Source organism: Cohnella silvisoli (assembly GCF_021190915.1).
GTDB classification, from domain to species: Bacteria; Bacillota; Bacilli; order Paenibacillales; family Paenibacillaceae; genus Cohnella; species Cohnella silvisoli.
In genome coordinates this window covers 178456-191462 of the sequence record NZ_JAIOAP010000001.1, presented here as the reverse complement: position 1 = coordinate 191462, position 13007 = coordinate 178456, and the positions used below count along the sequence as shown (strand labels likewise).

10 protein-coding genes are annotated in these 13007 nt (G+C 51.8%); all 10 read right to left on the bottom strand.

All coding sequences use genetic code 11. The features are described from left to right. Nucleotides 1-9: 9 nt before the first annotated feature. Nucleotides 10-1173 carry a M20 family metallopeptidase gene (locus K7P76_RS00790; protein WP_232182168.1) on the bottom strand — a complete coding sequence of 388 codons (1164 nt, stop codon included), beginning with the start codon at nucleotides 1171-1173 and terminating at the stop codon, nucleotides 10-12. Between the two features lie 15 nt (nucleotides 1174-1188). Then, nucleotides 1189-1953 (bottom strand): SDR family NAD(P)-dependent oxidoreductase, encoded by a 765-nt coding sequence (locus K7P76_RS00785; RefSeq protein ID WP_232182167.1) that lies wholly within the window; start codon nucleotides 1951-1953, stop codon nucleotides 1189-1191. 46 nt (nucleotides 1954-1999) lie between these two features. Beyond that, nucleotides 2000-3466: an alpha-ketoglutaric semialdehyde dehydrogenase GucD gene (gucD, locus tag K7P76_RS00780; RefSeq protein ID WP_232182166.1), complete on the bottom strand. Its 1467-nt coding sequence runs from the start codon at nucleotides 3464-3466 to the stop codon at nucleotides 2000-2002. A gap of 15 nt (nucleotides 3467-3481) precedes the next feature. Then, on the bottom strand, nucleotides 3482-5212 hold the full coding sequence (locus K7P76_RS00775; RefSeq protein WP_232182165.1) for a dihydroxy-acid dehydratase: 1731 nt from the start codon (nucleotides 5210-5212) through the stop codon (nucleotides 3482-3484). A gap of 44 nt (nucleotides 5213-5256) precedes the next feature. Then, a complete protein-coding gene (locus tag K7P76_RS00770; protein ID WP_232182164.1) occupies nucleotides 5257-6132 on the bottom strand; it encodes a protein phosphatase 2C domain-containing protein in 876 nt (291 codons plus the stop codon). Between the two features lie 4 nt (nucleotides 6133-6136). After that, on the bottom strand, nucleotides 6137-6682 hold the full coding sequence (locus tag K7P76_RS00765; RefSeq protein WP_232182163.1) for a GNAT family N-acetyltransferase: 546 nt from the start codon (nucleotides 6680-6682) through the stop codon (nucleotides 6137-6139). After that, complete coding sequence (locus K7P76_RS00760) at nucleotides 6679-7914, bottom strand: Gfo/Idh/MocA family protein (RefSeq protein WP_232182162.1); 1236 nt, start codon at nucleotides 7912-7914, stop codon at nucleotides 6679-6681. Before K7P76_RS00760 ends, K7P76_RS00765 begins: the two co-directional genes overlap by 4 nt. A gap of 34 nt (nucleotides 7915-7948) precedes the next feature. After that, the gene (locus tag K7P76_RS00755) at nucleotides 7949-8779 is read right to left on the bottom strand and encodes a carbohydrate ABC transporter permease (RefSeq protein WP_232182161.1); all 831 of its coding nucleotides are present in this window, start codon (nucleotides 8777-8779) and stop codon (nucleotides 7949-7951) included. Nucleotides 8780-8791: 12 nt separating this feature from the next. Further along, a complete protein-coding gene (locus tag K7P76_RS00750) occupies nucleotides 8792-9664 on the bottom strand; it encodes a carbohydrate ABC transporter permease (RefSeq protein WP_232182160.1) in 873 nt (290 codons plus the stop codon). A 75-nt stretch (nucleotides 9665-9739) separates the two neighbouring features. Beyond that, nucleotides 9740-11077, bottom strand: a complete 1338-nt coding sequence (locus K7P76_RS00745; protein ID WP_232182159.1) for an ABC transporter substrate-binding protein — start codon at nucleotides 11075-11077, stop codon at nucleotides 9740-9742. Between the last annotated feature and the right edge of the window lie 1930 nt (nucleotides 11078-13007).

Genomic DNA, 13007 nt, shown 5'->3' with positions numbered 1-13007 from the left:
TCCCTCCTATTATTGGCTCATATATTCATGTATAAATTGCATATATACCTGAGCCGTCTGTTTCAGATCCAACAGATCAGCGAATTCCTTATCTCCGTGGGAACTGCTTTGGTCGGGACCATGGCAGACTGTCGGAATGCCCAGCCCGTTCACGAAGAAACAGGCATCGACGACCACTTTCTTGCCCACAAGCGGCAGCTCGATATTCCTCACCTTACGGACGGCTTCAAGTAACGCGGACACCGCCGGATCGTTCTTATCGATCCGATAACCGTCCCTTACCTTGCGGAGATCCAGTTCAATGTTCACCCGATACTGCTCGGCGATCTCCGCCAATACACCGCGCAGCTCCCTTTCCACTTCATCAAAGGACACTTGCGGGTTATATCTTCTGACTCCGACAATCTCCGCTCTATTAGGATGCTGGTTGTAAAACTGTCCGCTGTGCAGAGAGCCGACAAAATACGATGCATACCCTGTATCTTCTATATAATCCTGTTCCAATACGAGATTCATCTCGTTTAGTCGACGCACAACTTCGGCGGCCACCGTGATCGGATGCGGTGTGCCCGGGGCCGTATATAGCTGATGGGTAGGCTCTCCCTCCCTGCGAATCTCGATTTCGAAGGTGGCCGAGCCCAATTGAGCCACGGTGCAATCGTAACGCGCTCCTTCCATTACCACAGCGGCATCGGCCCGAAGGTTAACACGCTCGACTAAAGCGGCCAGGTCTTCGCCTCTTCCTCCGGGACTTTCATGTAAGCTGTTGGCGATAATGATCAGCTTGCCGGACAATTGTGTCCCGCTCTCTTGAAGGACGCGCAGCACTTCGACGATACATGCCAGAGAACCTTTCATATCGCAAGCGCCCCGGCCGTGAATTATGCCTTCTTCAACCCGAGCAGGCTCATGCTCAAGCGGAACAACGTCCATATGTCCGTTGAAAATGATCGTCTTCCCCGATCCGGAACGATCGTCTCCGAAGGAAGCCACAAGCGTCGGATTATCGGGAATGAACTCATAACGCTCAATCGTGCAGCCCGCTTCCGCAAGCATGCTCTCGTAAGCGTCCGCCATTTCCCGGGTATCGCCGGTTGGGCTTGCAATTCGGATTAATCGAAGAGTGTCCGCCGCGATCCGATTCGCATTGATTTGCCGCCAAAGCTCATCCATCCCGTTTCCCTCCCGTCAGATTTCGCTTGCGTTCGCTAGATGGCCGCCATCCACGATCAACGTGGTTCCCGTCATGTATGACGATTCGTCAGAGGCCAGAAATAAAAACACATTGGCGGCTTCCTCAATCGTCCCGAGCCGCCCCATCGGCGTTTTCGATGTAATCGTCGGAATCGCAGGATCCTTCCTCCGCAAATCGCGGTCTAACGGAGTATCGATGAATCCCGGGGCAACCGCGTTGACCCGTATGCCATAAGGAGCCAACTCAACCGCCATCGATTGCGTCAGCAAAATACCTCCGCCTTTGGACGCGTTGTAATGCGCCAATTTGGAGCTGCCGCTCAGCCCGTTTTTGGAGCTCATATTCACGATACTTCCCTTGATTCCGCCCGCCACCATCTTTGCGGCTACCTGCTTCGTCAGGCGAAATATCGCTCCAAGGTTGACGTCCAATATCCGGTCCCAATTATCGTCGGAAATATCGAGGAACGATTCGCGAACCGCAATGCCCGCATTGTTAACGAGAATGTCTACCGCGCCCCATTGAGAGAAAATGCTGTCGACCGTCTCCGTCAATCGCGCTTTATCCCTTAAATCGCAGTGATAATCGAGCACATCATAACCTTTGGTCCTCCACTGCTCCGATGATATCCTCAAGGCCGATTCATTCTGATCGATGACGGCGATTCGGGCGCCTTCTTGCAAAAAACGATCCGCGATTCCTTGTCCGATCCCTTGCGCGCCGCCCGTCACGATGGCGCGTTTACCCGCTAACCTCATGAGGATTACCTCCAAATTTCAACTTGAATACAACTCAACTCCGCCGCTACGCCTTCATGAATACCGTCTTAATCGAAGTGTAAAATTCAATAGCCGCCTGTCCTTGCTCCCGGGATCCGGAACTGGATTGCTTCATCCCGCCGAACGGTGCTTGCAGCTCCACGCCGGCGCTCTCCGCATTGATTCGCACGAGGCCTGCATTCATCTCGCGAATAAAGGTCATCGCGCTGCCGATATCCCGGGTGAAGACGGAAGCGCTCAATCCATACCGGGAACCATTCGCCACTTCCAACGCTTCCTCCAACGTATCAACTTTCAACAGCGCCAGCACGGGGCCGAAAATTTCCTCTTGCGCGATGACCATTTCCGGCTTCACGTTCTCGAACAGCGTCGGCTGCACGTAAAAGCCCTGTTGAAACCCTTCGCCCTGCACCCGCTCGCCTCCGTGAAACAGGGTCGCTCCCTCGGCCGTGCCTTTCTCAATATACGAAAGCACCGTCTGCATTTGGCTTTCGCTCGCGCAAGGCCCCATCCACGTATCAGAAGACATTCCGGGACCGACTTTAATCTGCCGCACCTTGTGAAGCAGCTTCTCCTTGAAGGACTCGTATACGCCACTCATGACGATAACCCGGCTTGTGCATGTGCATTTCTGGCCGGTCGACTTCAAGCCGCCGCTAATCGTGGCATCTACGGCCAGATCCAAATCCGCGTCGTCGCAGACGATAACCGGGTTCTTCCCGCCCATCTCCAACTGATATTTCGCGCCGCGTGCCACGGCACCCAACGCCACTCTCTTGCCGACGCCATCGGAACCCGTAAACGAAATGCCGGCAATGTCCGGATGATCGATGATGCCTTGCCCGATGACGGACCCCGAGCCCGTCACCAAGTTTAGGACGCCGTCCGGCAGTCCGGCAGCAGCGAAACACTCGATGATTTTCGCCGCCGTAATGGCTGTATTTTGCGCAGGTTTAAACACGATCGTATTGCCGTAGATAAGCGCCGGCGCTATCTTCCAGATCGGAATGGCCACGGGAAAGTTCCATGGAGTAATCAGTCCGACGACTCCTAACGGCGCGCGTGTCGTGAACATCAGGCCATCCGGGTCGGTCGACGGGATGACATCGCCATTTTTCCGCAAGCCTTCTCCCGCATAATAACGAAGAATCGCCACGCCTCGTGCCGTTTCGCCTCTGGCTTCCGGTAAAGTCTTACCCATCTCCCTAGTCATCGTCTCTGCGATATCATTCAATCTGCTCTCCAGTATATTGGCCGCTTTGAACAAAAAATCGCCTCTCGCCGGAGCGGACAATTTTCTCCAGGCTAAGGCAGCTCCTTGAGCTGATGCCACAGCCCGGTCCAAATCTTCTTTGCCCGACATCTGGCAATACCCTACGATTTCATTGCGATCGGCTGGGTTAATGCTAGCCTCGGTGTTCCCGGATGCAGACACCACCCATTTACCGCCAATGTAATTACCAAATGAACGAGATTCCGTATTAACAGTCATGATCGTTTCCTCCTCTTAACCTCTTCCGACAATCGGAGGGACTAGCTTGACTTCCGAACGATCCTTCGGACGCAAGGACCAAAAGTCGCACCCCTCGTGTGCTTGCAGCACCTGATCCTCATAGATTCGCATAAATCCCCGTTTGTGAGGGGAAGAAGGCGCTTGCCAACGGGCTAGCCGATCCTCCATGGTCTTGTCGTCGACTCTTAAGTTGATGATTCCGTTAGGCAAATCCACCTCGATCTCATCGCCATCCTGAACGATAGCTAACGGTCCTCCCAATGCCGATTCGGGAGAGGCATGCAGAATGACCGTTCCATAGCTGGTACCGCTCATCCTGGCGTCGCTAATGCGCACCATATCCCGCACTCCTAATTTCAGCAGCTTGTTCGGAATCGGGATCATTCCCCATTCCGGCATTCCCGCTCCGATGGGACCGCAGTTTTTCATTAATAGAACGGAATCCTCCCGCACGTCCAAGTCGTCATCGTTAATCCTTGCCAGCATATCCGCATAATCCTCGAATACGACAGCCTTCCCAATGAAGCGGTCGAAGTTCAACGAGCTTGCCGCTCTCTTAAGAATGGCGCCGTCGGGAGCCAAACTGCCCCTGAATACGACGAATCCGGAAAACTCCTTGACCGGCTGGTCCAATGAAGCGATAACTTCGGGAGAGTAAACCTCATACTGCCCGTATTCTTCCGCGATCGTTTTTCCGGTCGCAGCCAAGGCGCTGCAGTCCAGAAGCGGCAGGAGTTGCTTAATCGCAGCCCCAATTCCACCTGCCACATGGAACTGATCCATGTTATAAATTCCGCTCGGCTGCAGATTTACGAGCAGAGGCACGTTCCGCGATTGGTCCGCGTAGGCATCCAACCCTAAACGAATACCCAATCGACCGGCTATGGCCGTCAGATGAATGACCGCATTGCTGGAACCTCCCAAAGCGGCCAGCAGCTTGATCGCGTTATGGAAAGCCGCTTCCGTCATTAATAATGAAGGATGTAAACCTTCCCGCACCATCTCCACAATACGCCGCCCCGTCATTTCCGCCGCGGCATATCGCGCGGCGTGATGAGCCGGAATGCTCGCCGTGCCGGGGAGCATCATGCCTAGCATTTCCGAGAGGCTCTTCATCGTCGAGGCCGTTCCCATCACCGGACAACCGCCCAAGCTGCAGGAAATATTCGTTTCCAGCTCCTGCCACTGCTGCTCAGATACCAATCCGGCGTTGTAATCGTCTAGATATTTCCACGTATCCGTTCCATAATTAACGGCTTTCCCTTGCATATAGGCGGATGCGCGATGTCCCGCTGCCAATTGAATGGCCGGGATATCGCAGCTGGCGGCGGCCATCAGTTGCGCGGGCGTCGTCTTGTCGCATTCGCATAAGTGAATCGCTCCGTCTATGGGCAAAGAGCGAATCATTTCTTCGATATCCATCGACATTAAATTCCGGTAAGGCAAATCGGACGGCTTCATGAAGTCCGACGGAGTCGAGATGGAATGCATCTCCATCGGATACCCTCCGGCCATAAGCACCCCGCGTTTCACATACTCGACAAGCTGTTTATGCGGCAAGTTGCAATTGGTGAAATCGTTCCACGAATTAAAGATGCCGATAATCGGTTTTCCCATGTACGATTCCGGCAGATGTCCCATCGCCCTCATCGACGATCGATGCTCAAACGAATGATCGGGTCGTCCGTCAAACCATTCCTGACTGCGCAAGATCATGCTCTGCATCCCCATCCTCTATAGATCCCGTCAGCTGCCGATTCCGAACGCTTTCATCGGAACTCCACAATGACAGCCGACTTGTCATCCGACTTCTTATGGCGCGGGTGTTCCTCGCATAAAGGATCGAGTTCTTCTTGTTCGACCAATTGGTCCATATAAGGTTCGATACCCGCTTCTTCCAGTCGGGCAATGAACTTCTCCCATTTGTGCGGGTCCTCGTCATTTTCGATAAAATGAAACATGCCGTCCGTAACCGCGTAAACTTTATGCACGTTCGCCCTCGAGATGTGCCCGTATTCCATAAACGATGCGAGGGCGGGATCCCCATTCATGACGGAGTAGCCTTTCAACGTATTTGCCTTATTCCGGTTAGCTTCGTGAATGGGTCGCATCCGATTGCCGATTTCTTCATCCGTTAACACTCCTAACTCCTTCAACGCATGTTTCGCTCTCAAAGATTGGAGGTCGAATCCGGCCACTTGATTCCGGCTCAATGTCCGAATGCTTCCATCGTTGTACCTCGCGAATATCATGCAATCGCCGCTTTGAACGAATTCGAAATGGTCGTCATGGATTTTAACGACGGCGAATACCGCTCCCCAGCGTTTCCATTTGGCTGCCATGTCAATTCCGGCCTCTTGCATACGCTGGCGCAAGCGCCAATTCGCCCGCAAAACGGCCACTCTGAGATCGAGCTCCGGCGATTCCTCATGCAGCTCGGCAGCTAAGAGCTGAGCGGCAATCCAACCTCCCGTCTTTCCCTCATCGTCGTAATATTTGACCATGGATGATACGCCGTCTACGACGCCGTAAATGCGATTTCGTTCATTGAGCACCAGAGCGTCTTCATTCGGTTTAAGCGGGCTGCCCGGCCGGGTTGCGGCTTGAATCGTTAAGGTCGTATCCGACCGATTCCAATCGTTCATCTCTTCAACTCTCTTCTGCGAACGGTAAATTCAATTTCCGATAGATTTGCTTCCATCTCTCTTGCAAATCCGCGCCTTCATAAGCTGGCTGGAACTGCAATTTCAAATAGATTCTGATCGCCGGAATGCGGAAATCATCCGTTTCGAGAACGGCGCGCCGTTTGCCGTCCTCCCTCATACGCAGCAAAGCCGCAAGGCTCACGCTATGCCCAAGACCTTTGCCGGAATATGCCGGGTCTACACCGACCATATGCAAATAGCCGCAGTCTTCCTCCCACTCGGGCTGCTGCCATGCGCATGCGGTGGCAACCGGTGTTCCATGGTCGCAAATGAACAATACTCGCTCCGGCTTGAAGTAGGTATGGGAGGCGATTTTGCGCTGGAAATTACGGTTCCATCCGAATGACTTTTCCACGATAGACTCCCACTTCTCTTCGTCCCCCTGCTCAAAATGCCGCAATTGAAAGCCGAGAGGCAATTCCAAGGCCGGCAAGTCGGACAACGCGGCTCTCCTCATCGTTAATTGGGGCAGTTTCTTTTCCTCCGTCATCGGATGACCTTCCCTTCTCTTGTTCGGAAATCGGGAAACGCGATCGGCTGTCCGTTCTTGGCATGCGATTCCATTGACAAAGGGAAGATGCTGCTCCACGTTACCGCATCATACACGTCGACGAGCGGCTTCCGCTTCTCCTGAATGGCCGAAACGAATTCTTCAAGAACGAAAAAATCGCCGCCGCCGTGTCCGGAGCTTTGAGCATATTCCTCCCACCTTTTCCAGACGGGATGATCGTATTCAGGCTGATACCGGGTAAGCGGTTCCCACATTTCGTCTAGCTCATCGTCGATCCGCTGTCCCGGCTTCCTTTCCTTATGCGGGGAACGCCCCTTAAACCAAACCAGATCGTCTTCTAAATCATGTCGCTTGGACAGATAGGCGCCTTCCGTCCCCTGAACGACATAGTGGCGCATATTATGCGGTCGCGCCGATGTCCAATCCACGCGCAGCGTGATGAGGATGCCGCTCTTGGTCACAATGTTCGTGACCGCGGAGTCCCCCTGCTTCCAATAACCTTGCTGCGCCGCCGGGTGGTCGGTTCCGAATTTCTCCTGAAAATAATTTTGCAATGATCGCGAATTCGATACGAAGGTAGACATGCTTTCCATCCGGTCTCCGCCTTCTTTATTTAACCCAAGCCAGTGGGATATCGGTCCGATCGAATGGGTCGGGTAGTTCATCCCGTCATAGTTATGGTGAAGATCGCCGCGCCATGTGAGAGAGCCGTCCTTGTTATGGACTCTATACCGCAAATCATGGATATAGCCCCCTTCCAAATACGTGATCTCGCCGAACATCCCTTGTTCAACCAAGTGTTTGACGGCCAGATTGGAGCGTGCGAAGCAATAATTCTCGGCCATCATGTAGGTCAGTCCGGTTTTCTCCACGGTTTCGATAAGCTCCCAAGCGTCTTCCAATGTTTGTGCCGCGATGACTTCGCTTAACACATGTTTGCCCGCCGATAAAGCATCGATAGATTGTCTGGCGTGCAATAGCATCGGACTAGCCAAGAAGACGGCGTCGATATCCGGGCTCTCTAGCATTTCCCCATAACTCCGGTACGTTTCGATCCAAGGATAATCGTCTTTCCATTGCCGGGTCACTTCTTCGCTGATATCGCAAATTGCAACCAGTTGAAGACGATCCGCTAACGCTGTAAGCGTGCGCTTGAACCGTCCTCCACGGTTGCCTCCGACGATGGCGAGACGCAACGGTTGATGGGTCATTGCGTACACCTCCGAGTCCCTATTTTGTTTTATTTTATTTTACCGACCCGATAACGAGCCCCTTCTTGATATATTTCTGCAACGCGATATAAATGATCATAGGGGGCAGCGATGTCATGAAGAGTCCCGACAGCAGAAGCGGATAATCGGTATCGAACCGTTTCAGGATCGTAGCGACGGCCACCGTCATCGTCTTCAATTCATCGGACTGCAGGAAAATGAGCGGCGTGAACAAATCATTCCACCAGCCGGTCGTGTTAAAGATAGCTAACGTGATGATGCCCGGCACCGATAACGGAATGACGATCTTCGTCATCGTCTGGGCATAACGAATACCGTCGATTTTGGAAGCTTCCAGAATCTCGTTCGGAATGCCGCGCATGAGCGAGACAAGCAGGAAAATATTAGAGGGAACGCTCGTAATCGACCAAATTAAGATGACGGACCACAGATGATCTACGAGCCCCAACCGGGACATGAGCAGAAAGTTCGGAATGACGAACGTAATGCTTGGAATGGTCATTGTGGCAATGATGAGCATGTATAAAGACGAACGGAACTTAAAATTGATTTTCGCAAAAGCGAACGACGCCGGAATCGCCAACGCCATCGTGACCAGAAAAGCAGCCATGGCGCTGTACAACGTGTTTCCGAATAACCGAAGTACATCGAACCGGAAATACAACGCTTTAAAATTATCGAAATTCCATTGCTCGGGAAGCCCGCCGGGATTCTTGAAGAAGTCGACTGCTGTCCTGGAGCTGTTAACGGCCATGTATACGATCGGATAAAAATCGATGATGGCAATGGCGATGAGAACGGCATAGATAACAGCGTTCACGGTAAATGATCTGCGGTTAGCCATAGATTAAACTCCTTACTCCTGAAACCGGTTTGACAATCGTAATTGAACCCATGAAACGAACAGCACGATCACGAACAGAACGATCGATAAAGCGCTGGAATAACCAAGCTGGTCAGGCGATTGAAAGGCCTTAATATAAATCATGTAATCGATCGGCGTCGTTTCGAGCCCCGGACCTCCCTTGGTCACGGAATAAACGAGCGCGAACAATCCAATGAAACAGTAAATGGCGTTGGTCACCGTAAAGTAAACGATCGTGGGAATCAAGGACGGAATCGTAATATGGAACAACCTTTGCCACCAATTGGCTCCGTCAATGCTGGACGATTCGAAAATTTCATGTGAAATGGAAGAAAGCCCGGACAGGAAAATAAGCGCCCCTTGCCCGAGAGTTTGCCAATAAAAGCAAAAAATCAATACAAGGAATGCCGTAGGCACATGAGAAAGCCATTCCAGCTTGCCATCGGAAAGACCGAGCGCATGAAGGAACTGATTGATGACGCCGGATTGGGCGAACATCATCCTCATCAATAAACCGACAACGACCGAGGACAGAATCGTCGGAATATAGTAGAGCGATCGGAAGAAACGCCAGCCGCGAACTTCTTCGAATAACAGAACGGAGACGATCAGCGATAAGAGCAGAATGCCCGGAATCGACAGCAGGAAGATGACGTTGTTGCGCAGCAGCGTCCACAATTCCCCGTTGGTAAAGATGAACTTGTAATTTCTTAGGCCGATCCAATGCGAGGTTGCTCCATCCCACTTGGTAAAGCTATGAAAAAACGTATTCGCCATCGGGTAGAAAATAATCGCGGTCAAGGCTAAGAAAGCGGGCAGGAGCGACAGGTATCCCGACAGGGTTTCTTTCGTACGATAATGCATGGGATCGAGCCTCTCTTATAAGAAAGATAAGGCCTTCATCTGGATGATGAAGGATGAAGGCCTCTGGAACGTTGCTTACTTCTGAGCCAGGATTTCATCCCGCTTCTGATCCAACTTGGACAAGAAATCGGCGGCTGGAAGCTGCTTCTTGATAACCAATGAATTCATAGAACTGATGTAGGTAGACAATTCAGAAGGATAAATGTTGTCCGGCCAGAAAATCGTGCTTGGCTCATTGGCCCATTGCTGCTGCCGGATGATATAAGGATCGTCGGTGAACTTGCCGACCTCGACATTCGTCACATTGAGCAGCTTGCCGTACCCGTCCTTGAAACGGGCAATTTGTTCTTCTTCGCTAAGCAGGAACAGGATGAATTTAACCGCTTCTTCCGGATACTTGGACGATTTGGAGACGACGAAGCCCGCTCCGCTTCCGCCAACCCCGCCGTTATGAACGACTGCGGATTCGCTGAAATCGGGAATTTTCATCATGCCCAGGTCGTCGCCGAGCGCGTTACGGGCATCGCTGAGATAGCCGTAGCCGCCGAAAATGAGCGCCACCTTACCGTTGTAAAACTGGGTTTGCGGTTGATCGTTCGTGACAAAACCGTTTTTGTACAGTTGAATGTATTGATTCATCACCTCGAGCAGTTGCGGATTGCTGAATTTCAGCTTCCCGTTCACGATGTCGTTGATTCCGGGTGTTCCGACCATTTGCGCAAACCAGTAGTCTAGGAAGTAAACGAAATCTCCGTCATCCTCCATCGCAATCGGGGTCACGCCGGTATCCTTGATTTTTTGCAGCATACCCATAAAATCCTGGACATTCTTAAGCGGCATTTTCTCCGGATCGACGCCGGCATCCGCAAACAGCTTCTTATTGTACAGGATGCCGATCGTTCCGTCGCTTCCGTCCGGTATGCCGTAAATCGTACCCTTATCGGCAAAATTCTCGGTTACCGAGCTCCACCCGGTCATTCCGTCGATAACTTTCTGATCCAAGTACTCGTTCAGCGGTTGGATAAATTGCTTCAAATCGAGCGTGTAGTTTCCCGACCACAGGTTGGTGATATCAGGCCCGTTGTTCGCGATGCCGGCCGTTTGAAACTTGGTCATCGCATTCGTTCCGTCCGGGATATCTTGAATGTCGATCGTCACGCCCGGATGAGCTTCTTCATACCGCTTAATGGCTTTATAAATGTAGAACTCTTCTTTTTTCTTCGTTTTGTCGTTCTCGTCGATCGTCGGATAAGACGTATTCCAGAACACGAGCTTGATTTTCTTATCCTGTCCGCCGTCGTTCGAAGCGGCGGAGCCGGATGGCGAGCTATCTTTATTGTTGCTGCTGCAAGCCGTCATCAATCCGATACAGATGATGAGCAGCAGCGCGGTCCAACCTTTTTTAAGAGCCATCTATTTCTCTCCTCCTATTGATCTTGCGTGATCATGCCATAGTAACGTGCCATCCAATACGGAGCGTTAAAGGCGTTTCCGTAGTCCCATGCCCCGCTGCCACCGTCGTCTATCGCGAACATGCTGTCGCCAGGTCTTGTAAGCGGACGTTCGTCAGGCGAAACGGCAACCTTTAACGTCGGATTATCCTTCACTGCCGTTTGCACATGTCTTCCTTCTTGTCTTCTTGTTCTTGCAACGAACAAGTCGCCTTCCATGACAGCCTGCTTCGTATATTGCTTCGTTGCAGGGTCGTAAACGATCCCGTTTGCCACGGGGACTCCGCCAGCGGTTACAAGGCCGCTCTCGTTCGATACTTTGCTGTTATAGCCATCGTCGGCGGTGACGATCGCTTTCGTTACGAACCAAGAAATATCCTTGCGGCCCGTTAGGTTGACAGCATAATCGGTTCTGTCGATAGGCGTACGTTTCAGCACCCATGCTGTCTTTTTTAGGTCTATTTTTAGCTCATTGGGATACGCAAGCTGGTAGATGTAATCCCATAGCGGTTCGTCTTCGTACTGCATGTTGGACTGATACCAATTGTCGATTCCCGCGCGGATCATGACGGCGATATCTTGGTCTTCAGCTTGATCCGGAATGGCGATCAGGTTGTAGAAGGTGAACATCGCTTGCCTTTCGTCCGAATAGTTGTACCAGGTGAAAGGATGCGGGTCGCCGTCTCTTCTGCTGGCATAATAGTAGCTGGCCCAGCGATGATTCAACCGCTGCATGTATCCTTTGGCATACCCGTTCTGAGGCGGCATTGCAACGTCTTCCAGCCCTTTTGCCCCGGCAAGAGGTCCTACTCCTTTAATTCCGTTGACTACATCGTTGTAGGCATCCTCATTTTCAAACACGGACGGATAAATATATTCCCTTGCAACCTTGCGGTATTCGTTCAAGAACATTTGGTTGCCCGTTACATAAGCGACCGTTTTGAAAATGGTCATCAGCTCGGCTGCCCTCAATTCCGTATCTTCGCCTGCGTCTTCAGTGCGGCCGAAGGTGTCGCCATTGTACTTGCCGTGTACGGTCGGTTGCCCGGTAATATCCGTAATCGTGTAGCCGTTATTGATAATGTGTCGAGCGAATTCCCCTGCGGCATTGGCGATAAGCTCGCCGAGCTCGTTATCCGCATTCGGACCGGTGCACAGCGTATCATAGGCAATTTTGTACAAATACATATGTCCAAGAATTTCATCGGCGCTTGTATCACCCTTATAGTAAAGGTCCTGTTCGGTTGCGCCGAGATCCGTGTAAAGCTTAGCAAGCCTCTCGGGAATCGGATTGGCGGAGTTGACGACCGATCCCGCGAATTCTCCCCAGCCTTTTTTCCTGACGTCCTGATTCCCTATATTGGTCGGATCCGTTAACGATTTCGTTGTGTTATAGGAATAACTTTTACCGTCAATCGTCAAACCTTTTTTGTAAAAAATACCGTCCCAATTCGTATGTTGGTCATAGCCCGGGAGGTCGATACCCATTGTCCGGCTTATAAAGCCCTGTATCGTTCGCTTCTCGGTTGCCGCCGGACCAGCGTACACATAATCGTCGGGATTATTCTTGTTCCCTCCGGCTTTCAAATATGAGTAACTCATCATGCCCGTATCCATCGTGCTGTAGGGCAGCATCTTGATCTTGGCTTCGATTTGGCCCGCACGTCCCGTGACGTACATCAGCAATAAATCTGCTTCTACGGATTTTGTTGCCCTCGCACGCGCCTCTTTAGCTTGAGTGCTGTTAGGATTCTTGGCTTCCTCGACGGCCGTACGGAACATTTCTCCGGCAATGGCATCGGCAGTCCACAGCCCGTCGTTATCTTGTTCATATCCGCGGTAGTTTCCAGGAGATCCGTAGCCTTCCGAAAGGAAAGGCAATGTTTGCTGCC

What these genes read in the sequence shown, in the direction of transcription:
- K7P76_RS00775 (WP_232182165.1), bottom strand. Translation starts at nt 5,212, where the DNA reads ATGCAGAGCATGATCTTGCGCAGTCAGGAATGGTTTGACGGACGACCC.
- K7P76_RS00770 (WP_232182164.1), bottom strand. Translation starts at nt 6,132, where the DNA reads ATGAACGATTGGAATCGGTCGGATACGACCTTAACGATTCAAGCCGCA.
- K7P76_RS00750 (WP_232182160.1), bottom strand. Translation starts at nt 9,664, where the DNA reads ATGCATTATCGTACGAAAGAAACCCTGTCGGGATACCTGTCGCTCCTG.
- K7P76_RS00755 (WP_232182161.1), bottom strand. Translation starts at nt 8,779, where the DNA reads ATGGCTAACCGCAGATCATTTACCGTGAACGCTGTTATCTATGCCGTT.
- K7P76_RS00760 (WP_232182162.1), bottom strand. Translation starts at nt 7,914, where the DNA reads ATGACCCATCAACCGTTGCGTCTCGCCATCGTCGGAGGCAACCGTGGA.
- K7P76_RS00745 (WP_232182159.1), bottom strand. Translation starts at nt 11,077, where the DNA reads ATGGCTCTTAAAAAAGGTTGGACCGCGCTGCTGCTCATCATCTGTATC.
- K7P76_RS00765 (WP_232182163.1), bottom strand. Translation starts at nt 6,682, where the DNA reads ATGACGGAGGAAAAGAAACTGCCCCAATTAACGATGAGGAGAGCCGCG.
- gucD (WP_232182166.1), bottom strand. Translation starts at nt 3,466, where the DNA reads ATGACTGTTAATACGGAATCTCGTTCATTTGGTAATTACATTGGCGGT.
- K7P76_RS00785 (WP_232182167.1), bottom strand. Translation starts at nt 1,953, where the DNA reads ATGAGGTTAGCGGGTAAACGCGCCATCGTGACGGGCGGCGCGCAAGGG.
- K7P76_RS00790 (WP_232182168.1), bottom strand. Translation starts at nt 1,173, where the DNA reads ATGGATGAGCTTTGGCGGCAAATCAATGCGAATCGGATCGCGGCGGAC.